Consider the following 18,662-nt stretch of genomic DNA (forward strand, 5'->3'; position numbering starts at 1 on the left):
GCGGGGGTGGGGGTTGGGGGGTTCAGGGGTTAGGGATGTGGGGTGGGCCACAGGTGGGGGTGGCGACGGGTTGGTTACTGGCGAGTAGCATTCGAGGGAAACGTGCCCGTGTCGGCGACCCTTGTTCGGTCCGGCGCGCCCTCCCGGCGCGACGGCCGGATCATGGTCGATTAGGAGGCTCAAGTGCCCCGTGAAGTTCGCGACGTCGTCTTCGTCGACGGCGTCCGTACCCCGTTCGGCAAGGCGGGTGGCATGTACGCCAACACCCGCGCCGACGACCTGGTGATCCGCTGCATCCGGGAACTGCTGCGTCGCAACCCGCAGCTGCCCCCGGAGCGGGTCGAGGAGGTCGCCATCGCGGCCACCACCCAGATCGGCGACCAGGGCCTCACCATCGGCCGCACCGCCGCCCTGCTGGCCGGGCTGCCCAAGACCGTCCCCGGCTTCGCCATCGACCGGATGTGCGCCGGCGCGATGACCGCCGTCACGACCGTGGCCAGCGGCATCGCCATGGGCGCGTACGACGTCGCCATCGCCGGTGGCGTGGAGCACATGGGCCGCCACCCGATGGGTGAGGGCGTCGACCCCAACCCGCGCATCGTCGCGGAGAAGCTCGTCGACCCGTCCGCGCTCGTCATGGGTGCCACCGCGGAGAACCTGCACGACCTGGTCCCGCACATCACCAAGGCACGCACCGACGCGTTCGCGCTCGCCTCGCAGCAGAAGACCGCCAAGGCGTACGCCAACGGCAAGCTCCAGGACGACCTGGTGCCGATGTCGATCCGCGACGCCGAGGGCGGCTGGGGTCTGGCCACCGTTGACGAGGCGCCCCGGGACACCTCGCTGGAGAAGCTGGGCACCCTGAAGACCCCGTTCCGCCCGCACGGCAAGGTCACCGCGGGCAACGCGGCCGGCCTCAACGACGGCGCCACCGCGAGTCTGCTGGCCGACGAGGCCACCGCCCGCGAGCTGGGGCTGCCGGTCGCCATGCGGCTGGTGTCGTTCGGGTTCGTCGGCGTCGAGCCCGAGGTGATGGGTGTCGGCCCGATCCCGTCGACGGAGAAGGCGCTGCGCCTGGCCGGGCTCAGCATCGACGACATCGGCCTGTTCGAGCTGAACGAGGCGTTCGCCGTGCAGGTGCTCGCCTTCCTCGACCACTTCGGCATCGCCGACGACGACGCGCGGGTCAACCAGTGGGGCGGCGCGATCGCCATCGGCCACCCCCTCGCCTCCTCCGGCGTGCGGCTGATGACGCAGCTGGCCCGCCAGTTCGCCGAGCACCCCGAGGTCCGCTACGGCCTCACCGCGATGTGCATCGGCATCGGCATGGGCGGCACTGTCATCTGGGAGAACCCGCACTGGACGGAGGGCAACAAGTGAGCACGCTCGCCGCACCGAACGAGGTCGTCACCCGGGCGCTGCTGCGCCAGGTGAACGTACCGGGGCTGGACCGGCCGGCCGCCCTGATCACGCTCGACAACGGCTTCGACCACACCAAGCCGAACACGTTCGGGCCGGGTGGGCTGGCCAGCCTGGACGAGGCGATCACCGCCGCGCTCGCCGCCGATCCGGCGTTCATCGCGGTCACCGGCAAGCCGTACATCTTCTGCGTGGGCGCGGACATCGTCGGCCTGCCGCAGCTCGCCGACCGCGCGCAGGCGCTGGAGATCGGCCGGCTCGGCCACCGGGTCTTCGCCCGGCTCAAGGACAGCACCGTTCCCACGTTCGCGTTCGTCAACGGCGCGGCGATGGGCGGCGGCCTGGAGCTGGCGTTGCACTGCCACTACCGGACGCTCTCCGGTGGTGCGGCGGCCCTCGCGCTGCCCGAGGTCTCCCTCGGTCTGGTGCCCGGCTGGGGCGGCACCCAGCTGCTGCCGAACCTGATCGGCATCCCGGCGGCCACCCAGGTGATCATCCAGAACCCGCTGATGCAGAACAAGATGCTCAAGCCGAAGCAGGCCGCCGAGCTGGGCATCGCGGACATCCTGTTGGAGCCGGCGGACTTCCTGGAGCGGTCCCTGGAGTGGGCGGCCGGGGTGGTCCGGGGTCAGGTCACCGTGACCCGGCCCGATGTCGACAAGGACATGTGGGCGGGCGTGCTCTACTTCGCCCGGGAGACGCTGAACCAGCGGCTGCACGGTGCGGTCCCGGCCGCGTACAAGGCGCTGGACCTGCTGGAGACGGCGAAGGACGCCGACTTCGCGACCGGCACCGCCGCCGAGGACGAGGCCCTCGCGGACCTGGTCTTCTCCGAGGAGCTGCGCAGCGGCCTGTACGCCTTCGACCTGGTGCAGCGGCGGGCCAAGCGGCCGGCCGGCGCACCGGACAAGGGTCTGGCCCGCACGATCACCAAGGTCGGCATCGTCGGCGCCGGCCTGATGGCCAGCCAGCTGGCGCTGCTGTTCGCCCGTCGCCTTCAGGTGCCGGTGGTGATGACCGACCTCGACCAGTCCCGGGTGGACAAGGGCGTCGGCTACGTGCACACCCAGATCGAGAAGGCCGTCACCAAGGGCCGGATGGACAAGAACACCGCCGCCAAGCTGTACGGCCTGGTCAGCGGCACAGTCGACAAGAGCGCCTTCGCGGACGCCGACTTTGTCATCGAGGCGGTCTTCGAGGATCTGGGCGTCAAGAAGCAGGTCTGGGCCGAGCTGGAGAAGATCGTCTCTCCGGAGGCGGTGCTCGCCACCAACACCAGCTCGCTGTCGATCACCGAGATGGCCGCCGAGCTGGAGCACCCGGAACGGGTGGTCGGCTTCCACTTCTTCAACCCGGTGGCGGTGCTGCCGCTGCTGGAGATCGTCCGGGGCGAGCGCACCGACGACGCCACCCTCGCCACCGCGTTCGCGGTCGGCAAGCAGCTGAAGAAGTCCAGCGTGCTGGTCAAGGACGCCCCGGCGTTCGTGGTCAACCGGCTGCTCACCCGCTTCCTGGGCACCGTCTTCGCCGCCGTGGACGCCGGCACCCCGCTGGACGTGGCGAACAGCGCACTGGACCCGCTGGGCCTGCCGATGCGCCCGCTCGCCCTGCTCCAGCTGGTCGGGCCGGCCGTCGCGTACCACGTGGGCGGCACCCTGCACGCCGCGTACCCGGACCGGTTCGGGGTCAGCGAGAACCTCAAGCGGATCGCCGACTCGGGTCAGCCGATCGTCGTCGACGACCAGGTCAACGAGGACGTCGCCAAGCTGCTCGTGGTCGGTGACCAGCCGCTGACCGCAGAGCAGGTACGGCAGAACGCGCTCGACGCGCTCGCGCAGGAGATCCGGCTGATGCTGGACGAGGGTGTGGTCGCCGAGGCGCAGGACATCGACCTGTGCATGATCCTGGGCGCCGGTTGGCCGTTCCACCTGGGCGGCGTCACGCCGTACCTGGACCGGACCGGCACCTCCGAGCGGGTCACCGGGCAGCGGTTCCTGCCGCGCGGCGCGGCGAGCCTGCCGGCCTGACCGATCGCAGAAACACCGTCGCGGTGGTCGGACGTCCACGAAGGACAGTCCGACCACCGCGATTCGTCGCGCGGGTCGCGTGCGACCTGCTGAGGTTTAGATCTCCCGCTGCACGTGGTAGGCATATCCAACATCGGTGCACCGGTAGTTGGTGTCGTTGTTGACCCCTGACATTGCGGCCTGAGTGGAACAGGTGACCAGCCCGACAGGCGTGTGAGGGTAGCTCGACACAAAGACCCAGGCCGCCTGAGCAGGCGAGGCGACGGCCACCAGTGCGGCAGTCAAGGCCACGGAAGTGATTGCGGTCCGGACAACAGTCCTCTTCATACCAGTCCCCGATTCCTCAAGAGCAATCAACGCCAACCAAAAGTATTCGAAGGACGTCAATTGCCTGCAACGTGTTAACGGTGATGAATTTTTATCACGGTCCCTCGGGGCGGTCAAGCGTGCGATAGGCGATGGTGGTTACCTGACACATCGGAGCACGTCACAGCGCCATCAAGGGACGGGGCAGCGGGATGACCCACGGCTGCGGTAGCATTCGACCTGACAGGGCTCGCCGCAACAATACTGTCCGCTCGGTTCGTGATGCATTTTCCCTGACCGCGAGGGTTGCAAGTGTTTGGATCTTACGCTAGCGCTAACGTTATTCTTCGCCGGCATAGCAGTTTAGTGTCGCGCACGAGGTGGTGGGATCCCTCATAGTGCATGCCCGACGGCCTACACAGCAATCCCGGCCCCCTGGTCGAGCTGTGGTCGATTCTGCCAACGCCGGTCTTCCATTGCAGGCAACTCTGAACTCGTTACCCCAGGGGCATAACCCGGCCTGATCAATCGGGTGTCGACCATTCGCTTCTCCCCTAAGCGGGCAAGCGCTCAGGCCGTAACTACCGGCGCCGCCGCTCCCCAAAGTTGGCTAGTGTCGTGAGTCGTTAATTCAGCGGAAGATAGCAGGCTGTCGGTAGCCACATACCGCGGCCGAATTAACGACTCAGGACACTAGAGAGCCGAGCCTGGCCCGCTCGGCGGTGAGGCGCGCTGCGGCGACGGGAACACCGAGAGCGTGCCGTTGGGCATCTGCGTCTGGGCCGACCGGGGCAGCCTGGGCATGGTGGTGATGTACGTCAAGTCCGCCGACCAGGCCAAGGCCGAGTTCACCGCGATCCGGGGCCAGGTCGAGCAACAGTCCTGAGCCGTACGAGACAGTGGGCCCCGGCCACCCCTGTGGTGACCGGGGCCCACGCCGTACGTCGACTGTCAGGCCGGTTCGGCGACCTCCGACGCGGCCAGCGCTGCCGCCGCGGCCCGCGCCGCTGCCGCCGCCGCCCGCTCGGCCGCGTTGCCGAGCACACAGAACTCGTTGCCCTCCGGGTCGGCGAGCACCACCCAGCCACCGCCGGTCGGGCTGACCCGGTCGGCGACGAGCGTCGCGCCGATGCCGAGCAGTCGCTCGACCTCCTCGGCGCGGGTCCGGTCGGCGGGTTGCAGGTCAAGGTGCAGCCGGTTCTTCACCGTCTTGCCCTCGGGCACGGCGATGAACAGCACCTCCGGGCCGCCCGGCGGCAGGAGCATCGCCTCCGGGTCACCGGGGAAGTCGTCGGGCTGCCGGGGGCAGTCGAACACCTGCGCCCAGAAGCCGGCCAGCGCGTACGTGTCGGAACAGTCGATGCTGATGTTGTGGATCGTCGAGCTCACTGGTGGTCCTCCACGGTGGTGGTGGCGACACGTTCGCCGGAGCTGCGGAGCACGCAGAACTCGTTCCCCTCCGGGTCGGCGAGCACCGCCCAGCCCGTTCCGTCGGCAAGCCGTCGGTCGGCGACCATCGTGGCCCCGAGGCCGAGCACCCGCTCGACTTCCTCGTCCCGGGTCCGGTCGACCGGTTCCAGGCAGATGTGGACCCGGTTCTTGGTCACCTTCTCCTCCGGCACCTCCTGGAAGAACAGGTGGGGGGTGGTGCCGCCCGGCGGCACCACTGCCGCCTCCGGATCACCGGGGGCGTCCTCGTCGTGCCGGGCGTAACCGAGCACCGCCGACCAGAAGCCGGCCAGGGCGTACGTGTCGTGACAATCGAAACTGATGTTGCGGATCCGTGGATACACGGGTGGTCCTCCATGGTCGGATGAGGACGCTCCGCCGCCCGGGGTCAGCCTGCGAAGACCAGAGGTGCGGAGCCTTGACTGGTGGACATCGACGCACCCCCCTTCACTCTCTGAGCTGACTCGGTGATCTTGCCAGCGGGTGAGCGTCGCGCGCAACCCCGTTCAGCCGGCGGCGGGCACCGCCGGGGTGTCCGCCGACGGCAACGTCACCGTCACCTCCAGACCACCGCCGGGCTGCGCGACCACCCGTACGGTGCCGCCGTGCGCGTCGCAGACCGCCCGGACGATGGACAGCCCCAGACCGGACCCGCGAGCGCCGGTGCGTTCCCGGCCACCGCGCCGGAACGGCTCGAACAGCCCCGGAACGTCCGCCTGGTCCACCTCGAAGCCGGTGTTGCCCACCACCAGCCAGGACCGTTCGCCGTCGGTGCCGGTGCGCACCCACAGCCGGCCGTGCAGGTGGTTGTAGCGGACCGCGTTCTCGATGAGGTTGCCGGCCAACCGGTCCAGCAGGCCGGGGTCGCCGACGACCGGCGCCGGCTTCAGCGACGTCTGCACCCGCAGGCCGATCCGTTCCACCTCGCGGCGCATCGCCGACAGGGCGTTGGCGGTGCCGGCGGCGAGGTCGCACTCGGTCCGCCGACCCAGCCGCCGACCGGCCTGTGCCTCGCTGCGCGCCAGCACCAGCAGCGCGTCCACCAGGCTGTTGGCCCGCTCGGAGGCGTCCCGGACCACAGTCGCCATCCGCCGGTACTCGGCGGCGTCCGCCTCGTCGTCACTGAGCGTCACGTCGATCTCGGTGCGCATCACGGCGAGCGGGGTACGCAGCTCGTGCGAGGCGTTCGCCACGAAACGTTTCTGCGCCTCGAACGCGGACGCGATCCGGTCCAGCATGTCGTCGAACGTCTTCGCCAGCTCGGCCACCTCGTCGTCGGCGCCCGAGTAGCCGATCCGCTGGTCCAGGGTCGCCTCACCGAGCCGCTGGGCGGTCGCGGTGACCTGGTGCAGGGGGCGCAGCGCCCGACCCGCCACCGCGTACGCCCCGGCCACCCCGACCACGCTGATCGCCAACAGCGCCACCAGGCCCTTGGCCAGCAGCTCCCCCGAGGCGGCGTCGACCAACTGCCGCTGCCACTCGCCGGCGTCCAACTCCCGGCCGTCGGAGAGCAGCACTGTCGTGCCGGGCACCAACTCGTCGGTGGGGCGCAGCGCGTCGCGGACCAGCAGCCACGCCAACAGCACCAGGATCGCTCCGGCGCCGATCAGCAGCACCCCGTTGAGCACTGTCAACCGCAACCGCAGGGTGGGCCGCAACCGGCGACTCACCGTGCCACCTCGGTTCGCGACTGCGGGGCTCGCACACCCGGCTCACTCCTCGCGCTCACAGATTCACCTCGGCGGTGCGGTAGCCGGCGCCGACCACCGTCTCGATCAGCGGCGGGTCGCCGAGCTTCTTGCGCAGGGTCATCACGGTGACCCGGACGATGGTGGTGAACGGGTCGGTGTTGGCGTCCCAGACCCGTTCCAGCAACTCCTCACTGGAGACCACCGCGCCGCGGGCCTTGAGCAGCTCACTGAGCACCCCGAACTCCTTGTTGGTGAGGTCCACCGGCACTCCGGCGCGGGTGGCCACCCGGCGGGCCGGGTCGAGCACCAGGTCGGCCAGTTCGAGCACCGGCGGCGCCGCCGGGGTCGCCCGCCGGCCCAGCGCCTGCACCCGGGCGACCAACTCGTCGAAGGCGAACGGCTTGGGCAGGTAGTCGTCCGCGCCGAGCTGCAACCCCTCCACCCGGTCGGCCACCGTGCCGCTCGCGGTGAGCATCAACACCCGGGTCAGCGCACCGGAGGCCGCCAGGTCCGCGCAAATCTGATCGCCGTGCACGCCGGGCAGGTCGCGGTCGAGCACCACCACGTCGTACCGGGTGACGAAAGCGGCCTCATGGCCGGCGTCGCCGTCGTACGCCACGTCGACGGCCATCCCCCGCTTGCGCAACCCGCGCGCGATCGCGTCGGCGAGGTTGCGCTCGTCCTCGACCACCAGTACCCGCATCCCGGCCTCCTCGCTGCTGACCACCGACAACCTAGTGCCGCCCGGCAACAATCGTCCCCCGCCGCGGGCACCGGTCGGCGTTGCGGGCCTCCGCCGCGTACGCGATGCTGGCCGGCGGCACCGAGCGACGGACGGACCTGGCATGACCACTGCGGCACCGACCATCCGGCGGGACATCGCCTACCGGGGTTTCCACCTGCCGGCCGACACGGCCACCGGCAGCGGCGACGGCCTGCGCGCCGGTGATCGGGGCCTCACCCTCGACGGCGGTGACCAGCGGGGCACCTGGACGTCGCCGCCGGTGCCGGTCGGCTTCGCCGTCGCCGAGGTGGTGCCGTCCTGGACGGCGGACACCCCGGACGGCTGTTGGATCGAGGTCGACCTGCGCGGTTGGCACGACGACGCGCCCAGCACCGACTGGTACCGGCTGGCCCGCTGGGCCGCCGGCGACCACACGGTACGGCGCACGTCGGTGCCCGGCCAGCGTGACAGCGTCGCCCGGGTCGACACCGACACCCTGATCGTCACCGGGGCGACGGTCACCGGTTGGCAGGCGCGGGTGACCTTGTGCCGGCCCGCCGGCAGCCCGACCGGCCCGGTGCTGCGCAGCGTCGGCGCGGTCGCCACCGGGCCGACCTCGACCGACCAGCGGCACGAGCGGGAACCCGCCTCGACCGCCGCGCGTGGGATCGTGCTGGACGTGCCCCGCTACTCGCAGCGGCTGCACGCCGGCCAGTACCCGCAGTGGGGTGGCGGCGGCGACTCCTGGTGCAGCCCCACCTGCACCTCGATGGTGCTCGCCTACTGGGGCGCGGAGCCGACACCGGACCACTACGCCTGGGTGCGGCCGTCCGATCCCCGACCGGTGGTGGTGCACGCCGCCCGACACTGCTACGACCACGCGTACGCCGGGGCCGGGAACTGGCCGTTCAACACCGCGTACGCCGGCCTGCACGGGGTGGACGCGTTCGTCACCCGGCTGCGGTCGCTGGTCGAGGCGGAGGCGTTCATCGCCGCCGGCATCCCCCTGATCGTCTCCGCCGCGTTCCGGGCCGGCGAGGTGCCGGGGCTCGGGTACGACACCGGAGGGCACCTGATGGTGCTGGTCGGCTTCACCGCCGACGGTGATCCGGTGCTCAACGACCCGTACGCCCCGGACGACGACGCGGTCCGCCGCACGGTGCCTCGGCAGGGGTTCGAGGCGGTCTGGCAACGCGGCAGCGGCGGGGTGGCGTACGTGGTGCGACCCGCGTCGGTGCCCCTGCCCCCGTCGCCGGCCCAGGCCAACTGGTGATCAGTCGGTCAGTTTCCAGAGCTGGTACGAGCCGGGCGCGGCGACACTGCACACCAGGTAACCGGTGACCGCCTGACAGTCCCCGGTGGCACGGGGCAGCACGTCAACGACCCGCGTCTTCGCGGCGCCGACGTCCAACTCGCCGACGAGCACCCCACCGTCGGGATGCCGGCGGATGCCGACCAGCCGGCCGACACCGAGTTGGTACAGCTCCCACCGGCCCAGGTCGGCCAGCTGCCGGCCGGTCAGCGCGTCGAGCACGATGTACTGCTCCAGCGGCCCGATGCCGCTGATGTTGGCCATCAGCCGGCCGTCGGTCGGCCAGGCCCACCCCCACCGGCTGCTGCGCCAGCGCACCTCGCCGGTCGCCGGGTCGAGCGCCTGCAGCTCGTTGTTGCCGGTGCGCAGGCACAGGACGGGGCCACAGTCCAGCGTGAAGTCGACGTTGACCCGGGTGCGGGTCCAGCGTCGGTCGAGCCGGTCCAGTCCGTACGCGGTGACCGCGCCCGAGCCCCTGTCGACGGCCAGCAGCAGGTCGTCTATCAGGTCCAGTCCGATCGGACCACGGTCGGGCGGGCGCAGGTCGGCACGGGCCAGCACCGCCCCGGTGATCGCGTCGCGTACCTCGACCGGCCCGTCCAACTGGTTGAGCACCACCCGGTCCACTCCGCGCTCGTCGCCCCGCACTGTCACGTCGGCGGTGACGCCCGACAGCTGCCAGCGCACCGTGCCGCAGCACGGATCGATCGCGCGCACACTGGACGGTTCGGTCTCGCCGCCGCTGCGCAGCAGCAGGTTGCCGTCGGTCAGCTTGGTGACGGTACCCGGCTGCTGCCAGCGGTACGCCCCGGTCGCCCGGTCCAGGGCGATGGTGCGGGTCTCCCGACCCTCCGGGCCGATCTCGTACCCGGTGGTCAGCAGCATCCCGTTCAGCGACGTCATACCCCAGTACCGGGCCTCCGCCGACAGCGGCACCTGCCAGACCGGCTCGCCGTCGGGCAGCCGGTACGCGGCCAGCCGCCCCTGCCGCCTCGGGCTCGTCGGCTCCATCACCAGCAGAAGGTCTCCATCGATCATGACGTCGGATCCGGGCCTGGCCGGCAGCGTCACCGGGGCCGGGCGCGACGGCGTCACCGCGCCGGCGGCGAGCGTGACCAGGGCGAGCAGCACGACCAGCGCGCAGCGCAACGTGCGACCGTGGGCGCGGGGCGGGCGGGGCAGCGGGTCCGGGTCCGGGCCGTGCCGCAGCTCGCCGAGGTCGATCACCGAGTCGCTCACCGCGTCAACCTCCACAGGGCGGTTGTGCCGTCCAGGCGCTGGCAGAGCAGCACCGGCAGGGACGCCTGGCAGCTGCCGGCGATGCCGGGCAGCACGTCGACGATCCGCGCTCGGCCGGCCACCAGGTCGAGTTCGGCGACGACCATCCGACCGTCGTCGCCCCGCCGTACGCCGACCAGCGGGTCGTCGGCGTCGAGCACGGGCATCAGGCTCCACCCGCCCAGCTCGGTCCGTACCTGCCCGGTCGCCGCGTCCCGCACCGCGTACCCCCGGCCGGGCACTGCCATCAGCAGCCGGCCGGACCGGACGTCGGCCAGCACGTCCTGGCCCGGTTCCGACCAGCGCACCGCGCCGGTGGCCGGATCGAGCACCTGGAGGCCGCCGGTCTGCGGGACCGCGCAGAGCAGACCGCCGCAGTCGAGCACGTGCGACACCAACGTCACCTCGGCCGTCCACAATGGCGCCAGGTCGGCCAGCGCGAAGCTCACCAGCCGGGTGCTGCCGGGCGGGACGAGCAGCAGCAGCTCGTTGACGACCTGCACCCGCTGGTACGCCGAACGGTCACCGGGCAGCGTGTCGATGCTGCGCAGCAGGTGGCCGCTGCCGGCGTCGTGCACCTGCACCTCGCCGGTCGGTTGCAGGAGCACGAAGCGGTCGACCTGGCCCGCCGGGTCGTGGTGGTAGGTGGGGTTGGCGGCCGGCGGAATCGGCACCGACCAGAGCACCCGGCCGGTGTCGGGCGCGACCCCGCTCACCGCGCCCGACCCGTCCTCCCGACCGTCGGTCAGCAGCAGCCCACCGTCCGCTGTCGGTTGCAGCGACCCCGGATGCTGCCAGCGTTGCCGGCCGGTCACGGCGTCGAAGGCGGTGGTCTGGAACACCCGGTTCGGGGCGCTGACCGCCGTGGCCAACACCAACCCCCGCTCGATGCGGACGTCAAGGTAGTCACCGGTGCGGGCCAGCGGCGCCTGCCACCGCCGTCGCACGGCGGCGCCGGCCGGTGCCGGCTGGGCGTACGCGCTCAGGTACCGGTCACCGTCGGGTATCGGCGGATCGACCACGAAGACGCTCTCCGCGGCCAGGTACGCCGTGGCCGTCCGGGACGCCGGCACCACACTCACCGTGCGCTGCGCCCACGGGGCGGCGGCGGCCAGCACCACCAGGCTGAGCAGCAGCACCGCCGCGCCGTGCAGCGGGCGAGCGGCGGCGCGCGGGCGGCGGACCGACGGTGCCGACGGGGGCTCGTCCCGAATCTCGCCCAGCTCGATGATCGACAACGACCGTCCTTCCGTCACCAGGTAAGGCTGGCCGACGGGTCACCGTCCGGCAAACCGACCGTCAGCGCACCGGCCCGGCAAAAGCGACGGAACCCCGCCTGTACGATGGCGCGTCGTGGCTGTGCCGGTGGTAGACCCTTCGCTGAATCCCCTGACCGACGCCGACCCGGCCGAGGTGGAGCCGACACGGCGGCCTCGGCGCCGTCCGGCCCGAACCGACCTGTTGGCCCTCGGAGCCTATGTGCTGCTGGGCGTCTTCGTCTGCCTCAACTACTGGGGTGACGTCAACGGCCGGGTCTCCTCGCACCTGCCCACCGATCACAGCTGGTTCGAGTGGTTGTTCGCGCACGGCGCGTACTCGGTGCGCCACCTGGAGAACCCGCTCTTCACGGCCCGGCAGAACGCCCCGGACGGGGTGAACATGATGGCCAACACCTCGCTGCTCGGGGTGACACTGCCGCTGGCCCCGCTGACCATGCTGCTCGGCCCCCAGGTGATGTACGCGCTCTATCTGGGTGCGGCGCTGGCGGCCACCGCCGGCACCGGGTACTGGATGCTCTCCCGCCACCTGGTGCGCTCCCGGGCGGCGGCGTTCGTCGGCGGCGCGTTCCTCGGCTTCGCGCCGGGCATCATCCACCACGCCAACGGCCAACCGAACTTCGTGTCCAATTTCCTGCTCCCGCTGATCGTGGTGCGGGTGCTAACCCTGGCCGAGCCGGGCCGGTGGCGGCGCAACGGGCTGGTGCTCGGGGCGCTGGTGGCGTACCAGATCTTCATCAACGAGGAGATGTTGCTGCTCACCGCGCTGGCCTGCCTGGTCATCGTGCTCGCGTACGCCGTGCAGCGGCCGCGGGCCACCCGGGCCGCCGCCGGCACGTTCCTGGCCGGGCTCGGTGTCGCCGGTGGGCTGGCCCTGGTGCTCACCGCGTATCCGATCTGGTTCCAGTTCAACGGCCCGCAGTCCTACCGGGGCCTGCAGGGCGGCGTGTTCCACAACTGGGGCGAGGACCTGGTCGCCTTCGTCACCTTCGCCCGGGACACCTGGGCCGGTAACCCGGAGGTGGAGAAGACCATCGGCCTGACCGAGCAGAACACCTGGTTCGGTTGGCCGCTGGTGCTGCTCTCGCTGGTGGCTCTGGTGCTGCTGGTGCGCCGGTCGCTGGCCGCGCGGATCGTCGCGGTGCTCATCGTGGTGTTCAGCGTGGCCGCGATCGGGCCGTGGGTGCGTTTCAACGGTGTGGAGACCGACATTCGCGGCCCGTGGTCGTACGTGTCGGACGACCTGCCGCTGGTCGAGATGATGATGCCGACCCGGTTGACGCTGGTGGTCGCCGCCGCGGTGGGCGTCCTGCTCGCGTTGACCTGGGACGCCGCGTACCGGCAGGGACGCCCGGTGGCCGACCGGCCGAGGGTGCCGGCCCAGCGCGCGGGCGACGCGGCCCCGGCGGCGTCCGCCGACGAGCCGGCCGCGCCGGTCGCCGCGCGCCGTCGGTGGCTGCGCCCGGTGGGGTACGCGGCGGTCGCCCTCGCCGTGCTGCCGCTCTTCCCCCGGCCGCTGCCCGCCCAGCAGATCGACCCGCCGCCGCACTTCATCAGCGCGGGCGGCTGGCGGCCGTACGTGCCGGCGGGCCGGACCCTGGTACCGGTGCCGATCCCCAGCAACGTGCACGGCCTGCCGACGCTGCGCTGGAGCGCGCTGACCGGGCAGGAGTTCCCTGTCCCGGGCGGCTACTTCATCGGCCCGAACGAGCTGGGCGAGGGGGTCTTCGGCGCGCCGAACCGACCGACCAGCTCGCTCATCTACTCCACCATGGACAAGGGCGCGGTTCCGGCGCTGACCGACGAGAACCGCCGCCAGGCCATCGAGGACCTGCGGTTCTGGCGGGCGTCGGTGGTGGTGCTCGGGGCACACCCGCGCGAGACAGTGCTCCGCGAGCTGGTCACCGGTCTGATCGGGCCGCCGCAGCGGGTCGACGACGTCTGGGTCTGGGACGTCCGCCCGCTGGTGGGTTAAACGCGCTCCCGCACGTCCCACACCCACCCGCCGTCGACCGGCCGACCCGGGCCGAGCAGGTCGTCGACAGTCCGGCGGACCGGGTCGCCGTGCTCCAGCTGACCGAGGACGACCACTGCCGCCCGCCAGTGCCGCAGGTCCTCGATGGCCTGTCGACGGTCGGCGTCGCTGAGCGGTGGCACCGCGCCGGTCTCGGCCACCCGGCGCAGCAGCACCGAGGTGGGCCGGTCCGGCGCGCCCCAGCGGGCCGTCGGGTCGTCCGGGCCACTGGGGCCGATGAAGTAGCCACCAGGCGCGGGGAACGCCAGACCGGTACGGGCCGACCAGAGCATCACCGGGCTGCGCCCGGCACCGGTGACCGGTGGCACCGCGACCACCGTCCGGCCGGGCGGCACCAGCGCACGCCAGTCGCCGTCGGCGACGAACGCCGGCACCGGCGCGACCGGCACCACCCGGATCGGCGTCGGCGCCAGGGGCAGCAGCGCGGCGGCCACCGCCCCGGCCCACAGCAGCCGTACCGGCAACCCCGGCGCGGTCGCCGGGTGCGCGGCGCGGACCCGGTCCACCGAGAGCGCCACCAGCACACCCAGCACCGGTACGCAGACCAGCGCGAACCGGGCCGGCACCGCGAGGTCGAGCAAAGGCAGCTCCGCGACCAGTCGGTACGGCCCCGGAAGGCCGGTGGCGTTGCCGTTCAATCGCACCGTCGTCCCGAGCGAGAGCAGGGCGAAGACCACGGCGCAGCCGGCCAACGCCCGGACCAGTGCCCGTCGCCACAACCAGATCACGATCACCACGGCGAGCACCAGCAGACCCGGGCCGAAGAACGAGTTCTCCTCGGTCGGGTTCGGCGAGAGCAGCCCCGGCAGCCAGTCGTCGCCCAGCACGGTCTGCCGGGCCGACGCGGTGAACGAGGCGACGTCCAGCTGGAAGCCCTGCGTGGCGAACGCCATCCCGGTGTAGTGCTGCGGACCGTGGAACTGGAACCACAACGGGTACGCCAGCGGAACCGCCGCCACGCCGGCCGCCACCGCGAGCCGACCGAAGAGGGCCGGCGCGTGCCGCCGCGCGGCAACCCGGTCGGCGAGCGCGTACGCCAGCGCGAAGACCCCGGCCGCGAGCACCAGGAAGACCAGCACCTCCTCGCCGATGAAGACCTGCCAGACGAGCAGCAACCCGAGGCCGACGCCGGGCCGCCACAGGTCGTCCCGTGCGACTCCCGAGGCGGGCCGGAACACCAGGGCGAGGATCGCCGGCACCAGGAACTGCGCGGCGATGTGCAGGTGGGCGCCCGCCTGAGCGACCATGCCCGGGGCGAAGCCGCAGATCAGCCCACCCACCGCAGCCGCGGCCCGGGTGCCGACCAGCCGACGGCGCAGCAGCACGTACCAGGCGACGGCCGTCCCCGCGAGGCAGCAGACGACCGCCACGCAGAACGCCACCTGCGAGCCGAGGAGCAGTGTGACCGGGGTGAGCGGGACGCCCAGGCCGAGCACCGAGGTGTTCGCCATCAGGTTCACCCCGTCGGGCGCGTTCAACCCCGTACTGAACAGCGGGTTCTCCCCCGCGACCACCGCATGGGCCGCGTGGGTCAACATCCACTCGAAGAGGATCTGGTCACCCGCCTGGTGGAACAACCGCCACGGGTGACCCCACTGCCCGCTGGTCACCACCACCGCGAGGCCCAGATAGCCGGCCACCACCAGCGCGTCCCGAAGCCAGGCCGGACGGGACGTGCCGACCGTCGCCGGCGACAGGGGGTTCGGGGACGTCGTCCCGGCGGTCATCAGACCGAACGGTCGCTGAGCGCCCGGACGTCCCAGACCCAGACATCCAGCTCCTGGCGGCCCGGGCCGACCAGCTCCTCGACCGTCCGCCGCAGCGGCTCGGCGTTCTGCTGCCGCACCGGCAGCACCAGGATCGCCGCCCGCCAGTGCCGCAACTCGTCGGTGAAGCGCCGACGCTGCCGGTCGTCGAGTTTGGGCGTACGCCCGGTGGTCGCCACCTCCTCCAGCATCTGGCCCACCCCGCTGGGGCGACCGCCGAACCGGCCCGGGTCACCGGTGTTGCCGTTGCGGGGCGCGAGGAAGTAACCGCCGGGGATCTTGAAGTCGAGGTTGGTGGCCGCCGCCCAGCGCATGCCGTGCGTGTTGCCCATGCTGGGCACCGGGATCGGCACCAGCGTCTGATCCGGCCCGACGTACGCCCGCCAACGATCGGCGGTGATGAAGTCCGGCACCGGGGGCCGGGAGACCATCCGCAGCGGCATCGGTGCGATCGGCAGCAGCGCGAAGGCCAGGCCCGCGGCGGTGAGCACGCGGACGGTACGGCGGTCGGCCGGGCGCAGCGCCCAGGCCCGCTCGACGGCGAGAGCGAGCAGCAGACCGATCACCACGCTGGTGATCAGACCGAACCGGGTCGGCACCACCGCGTCGAGCAGCGGCAGATGGACCAACCACTCCCACGGCCCGGTGATCAGCTCCCGGTCCCACCAGGAGACCCGCTCGCCGAGGGAGAGCACGGCGAAGAACAGGCCGGTCACCGCGAGCGCCCTGACGATCAGCTCCCGGCGCAGCCAGACCACGATGCCGATGGCGAGCATCGACAGGCTCCAGCCGAAGAAGGCGTTCTCCTCGGAGTAGTTCGGCGCCAGGTTGGCGTTGGCTCGCTGGTTGCCGCCGAGGGTAGGAGAACCGGGGGCGAAGAAGGCGGCGATGTCGTTGCCGTAGTCCTGCACCGCGTCGCTGAGCCCGTGGTAGGCCATCGGCCCGGCGAACTGCACGTAGAGCGGGTACGCCAGCAGCGCCCCGGCCAGCAGCGCGCAGGTCAGCACGCCGGCGCCCAGCGGCCGCCACGCCGCCCGCCACCGGGCCGGCTCCTGGGCGAGCACCGCCAGCAGGAAGACACCGCAGGCCAGAGCCGTGAAGAGCAGGATCTCCTCGTTGATGAACGCCTGGACGGTGACCAGCACGGCGAGCAGCGCCCCGTCCCGAACCGGCCTACCGGAGCGGGTGAGCACCAGCACCCGCCACACGATGAACGGCAGCAGGAACTGACTGATGATGTTCGGGTGCCAGCTGGCGTGCGAGAGCATCGCCGGCGAGAACCCGCAGAACCAGCCGCCGACCGCCGCCGCCAGCGGGGTGCGCACCAGGTGGCGGGAGAGCATGAGGTACCAGGCCATGGCGGTGCCGGCGAGGCCGAGCGTGACCAGCACCACGAAAGAGACCGCCGGTCCGAAGAGCAGCGTCACCGGGACCATCGGGATGCCCAGCGCCAGTACCGCCGTGTTGGCCATCAGGTTGACGCCGTCGGGGTAGTTGAACTGCTCGGTGTAGAACGGGTACTCGCCGTGCAGCACCACGCGTACCGAGTGGGCGAGGAAGAACTGCACCTGAGCCGGGTCACCGGTGTAGAGCGAGGCCACCCGGCCGGACGGGTCCAGCCAGATCCGGCTGGTCACCCAGAGCGCGGCCAGCAGAAACAGCCCGCCCACCGCCAGGTGCTGCCGCCGCCGGGTCCACCGCACCCGGGTCGACACCGCGCCACCGGCCGGCGCTTCGGGCTCGGCCGGAACTTCGGGCGCTGCCGGTGTTCCAGGCTCTGCCGGCGCCTCGGACTGTGCCGGCGCTTCGAGCGCTGCCGGCGCGTCGGGCTTTGCCGGTGTTTCGGGCGATGCCGGGGTCTGCGCCGGGTCCGTGGTGGGGGCGGTCAGTGCGGGCGGGCCGGTCAAGCGGCCGACAGGTGTGCGGTAACTCACCAGGTCGGCGGAGTCGGCTGCCGCCTCCGTGTGCGGCGCGGGCAGGGCGCGGGACTCGGCAGGCGTCACAGTCGGCGGAGTCTACCGGAGCAACCAAAACGCCCTAAAGCCCCGGTGGTGTCCATTGTGGCGGATCGGGTGACGGCCACCTGAGGAACCGCACCGGACATCTCGTACTATGGCGCTTTCCGACAGCGACGGCGAGGCGATCGGGGGCGGGCCAGGTGACTCCAGGCCGTCGGTACGGCAGGACGCTTCCCGTCCTGCTGAGCGCGCTGCTGGCAAGCACGGCCTGTGGTCCGGTGGCCGAGCGGAAGCCGCAGGACCTGCGGGTCGGGTACGACAGCCTGGACGGCGCGCTGACGGTGTGGCCGCCCCGCGGCGACCTCTCCGGCGACGCCGCGGCGACCGCGGCGGTCACCGCCGCCGTGCGGGACTGGCGCTCGCCGGCCGACGACCGCGCGCACCTGCCCTCGTCCGGCATCCTCTTCTCGGGTCGCGTCGACGGCGCCCCGGTGGCGCTGGTGGCCGCCGATGTGCCCGGCGAAAGCGCCTCCTGGCTGCTGCAACTGACTGGCGAAGGCGACCGGTACGAGGTCACCCGGGCCACCGAGTACACCGACCCCGGTTACCTCGTCTACTCCGACGTGCTGCCCGTGCAGACGACCGGCGGCCGGCGCTACCTGGTGTCGGCGCGGGTGCAGACCCTCCTCGGGCCGCAGGACCGGGCGTTGACCATCGCGGACGGCCTCAGCGCACCGGTCGACGTGCCGTCCTGCACTGCCGTCGGCGTGACCGCGACCCTGCGCACCACGGAGTCGCTGCCCCGTGGGCGGGCCGCCGACCGACTGCTCGACCTGGGCACCGGCACCGTCGATCCCCGTTACCCGCTGGTCCGCGACGAGTCCGGCACCGGCCGGCGGGCGCTCACCGGTCTGGACACCTGCGCGCTGGCCGGCGACCGGGGCCCGTTTGGCAGCATCCCGCGCCGGGTCGGCGACCGGGACGCCCCACGCTCGGTGCCGACCTCCTGGCCGATGGCGAAGCTCACCGTGCGCTCGCTCGGCGAAATCGCACTCGGCGGCGGCGAGGCGGCCGAGTTGCAGCAGCTCAGCTGGGACACTGACGCCGGCGCGATGACGGCGGTGATCTACCGACCGGCCGACGGGAGCGCAGCGGTCGTCTCACCCGCCGACCGGGCCACCCCGTTGCAGGCCTACCAACTGCCGGTGCCCGGCCAGCCGCTGGTGGTGTTGAGCTGGCGGCCCACCCGGGACAGCTCGCTGTCCGTCCCGCCGGGCACTCCCCTGCTGGTCGACCGCCCCGGCCTGGCGGTCATCCCGACCCCGTCGCGCTCCCAGACCTACAGCCTCGCCAACAACGACAAAACCCACTACCGCTCAATCTCCCCCCGCTAACCCCACCTCCTGCTCGTCGATCATGA

The 18,662-nt window shown here is 71.9% G+C and carries 14 protein-coding genes; 6 read left to right on the forward strand and 8 right to left on the reverse strand.

From position 1 onward, the window contains the following. Positions 1-183: 183 nt before the first annotated feature. The 3 genes from IF22_RS0131950 (at position 184) to IF22_RS36260 (ending at position 4,638) form a co-directional block, all read left to right on the forward strand. On the forward strand, positions 184-1,380 hold the full coding sequence (locus tag IF22_RS0131950) for a thiolase family protein (RefSeq protein ID WP_030338108.1): 1,197 nt from the start codon (positions 184-186) through the stop codon (positions 1,378-1,380). Further along, a complete protein-coding gene (locus IF22_RS0131955; protein WP_030338109.1) occupies positions 1,377-3,446 on the forward strand; it encodes a 3-hydroxyacyl-CoA dehydrogenase NAD-binding domain-containing protein in 2,070 nt (689 codons plus the stop codon). The genes IF22_RS0131950 and IF22_RS0131955 overlap by 4 nt, the downstream gene beginning before the upstream one ends. Positions 3,447-4,509: 1,063 nt before the next feature. Beyond that, positions 4,510-4,638 (forward strand): hypothetical protein, encoded by a 129-nt coding sequence (locus IF22_RS36260; RefSeq protein ID WP_280940617.1) that lies wholly within the window; start codon positions 4,510-4,512, stop codon positions 4,636-4,638. 65 nt (positions 4,639-4,703) lie between these two features. On the opposite strand, the gene IF22_RS0131970 is transcribed toward IF22_RS36260, so the two are convergent. The 4 genes from IF22_RS0131970 to IF22_RS0131985 form a co-directional block, all read right to left on the reverse strand. Next, positions 4,704-5,141, reverse strand: coding sequence for a VOC family protein (locus IF22_RS0131970; RefSeq protein ID WP_051708917.1), 438 nt, complete (start codon positions 5,139-5,141; stop codon positions 4,704-4,706). Further along, positions 5,138-5,545, reverse strand: a complete 408-nt coding sequence (locus tag IF22_RS0131975) for a VOC family protein (RefSeq protein WP_030338115.1) — start codon at positions 5,543-5,545, stop codon at positions 5,138-5,140. The genes IF22_RS0131970 and IF22_RS0131975 overlap by 4 nt, the downstream gene beginning before the upstream one ends. 162 nt (positions 5,546-5,707) lie before the next feature. After that, on the reverse strand, positions 5,708-6,871 hold the full coding sequence (locus tag IF22_RS0131980) for a sensor histidine kinase (RefSeq protein ID WP_051708918.1): 1,164 nt from the start codon (positions 6,869-6,871) through the stop codon (positions 5,708-5,710). A 55-nt stretch (positions 6,872-6,926) separates the two neighbouring features. After that, the gene (locus IF22_RS0131985) at positions 6,927-7,595 is read right to left on the reverse strand and encodes a response regulator transcription factor (RefSeq protein ID WP_030338119.1); all 669 of its coding nucleotides are present in this window, start codon (positions 7,593-7,595) and stop codon (positions 6,927-6,929) included. Positions 7,596-7,737: 142 nt separating this feature from the next. On the opposite strand from IF22_RS0131985, the gene IF22_RS0131990 reads away from it, so the two are divergent. Continuing rightward, positions 7,738-8,889 carry a peptidase C39 family protein gene (locus IF22_RS0131990; RefSeq protein WP_036412809.1) on the forward strand — a complete coding sequence of 384 codons (1,152 nt, stop codon included), beginning with the start codon at positions 7,738-7,740 and terminating at the stop codon, positions 8,887-8,889. On the opposite strand, the gene IF22_RS0131995 is transcribed toward IF22_RS0131990, so the two are convergent. Both IF22_RS0131995 and IF22_RS0132000 read right to left on the reverse strand, forming a co-directional pair. Next, complete coding sequence (locus tag IF22_RS0131995) at positions 8,890-10,167, reverse strand: outer membrane protein assembly factor BamB family protein (protein WP_156058035.1); 1,278 nt, start codon at positions 10,165-10,167, stop codon at positions 8,890-8,892. Continuing rightward, positions 10,164-11,462 carry an outer membrane protein assembly factor BamB family protein gene (locus IF22_RS0132000; protein WP_167337358.1) on the reverse strand — a complete coding sequence of 433 codons (1,299 nt, stop codon included), beginning with the start codon at positions 11,460-11,462 and terminating at the stop codon, positions 10,164-10,166. The genes IF22_RS0131995 and IF22_RS0132000 overlap by 4 nt, the downstream gene beginning before the upstream one ends. Positions 11,463-11,565: 103 nt before the next feature. Between IF22_RS0132000 and IF22_RS0132005 the strand changes: the two genes are divergently transcribed. Then, complete coding sequence (locus IF22_RS0132005) at positions 11,566-13,458, forward strand: DUF6311 domain-containing protein (protein ID WP_209444628.1); 1,893 nt, start codon at positions 11,566-11,568, stop codon at positions 13,456-13,458. Here IF22_RS0132005 and IF22_RS0132010 read toward each other — a convergent pair. Then, positions 13,455-15,245 carry a DUF6311 domain-containing protein gene (locus tag IF22_RS0132010; protein ID WP_030338130.1) on the reverse strand — a complete coding sequence of 597 codons (1,791 nt, stop codon included), beginning with the start codon at positions 15,243-15,245 and terminating at the stop codon, positions 13,455-13,457. The genes IF22_RS0132005 and IF22_RS0132010 overlap by 4 nt on opposite strands. Beyond that, on the reverse strand, positions 15,245-17,173 hold the full coding sequence (locus tag IF22_RS0132015) for a DUF6311 domain-containing protein (protein ID WP_081884248.1): 1,929 nt from the start codon (positions 17,171-17,173) through the stop codon (positions 15,245-15,247). Before IF22_RS0132015 ends, IF22_RS0132010 begins: the two co-directional genes overlap by 1 nt. Before the next feature lie 269 nt (positions 17,174-17,442). Here IF22_RS0132015 and IF22_RS0132020 point away from each other — a divergent pair, with 269 nt between their 5' ends. Beyond that, positions 17,443-18,636, forward strand: a complete 1,194-nt coding sequence (locus tag IF22_RS0132020) for a hypothetical protein (protein WP_030338134.1) — start codon at positions 17,443-17,445, stop codon at positions 18,634-18,636. The last annotated feature ends 26 nt before the right edge of the window (positions 18,637-18,662 follow it).

This window comes from Micromonospora parva, from assembly GCF_000718515.1.
GTDB lineage: Bacteria > Actinomycetota > Actinomycetes > Mycobacteriales > Micromonosporaceae > Micromonospora > Micromonospora parva.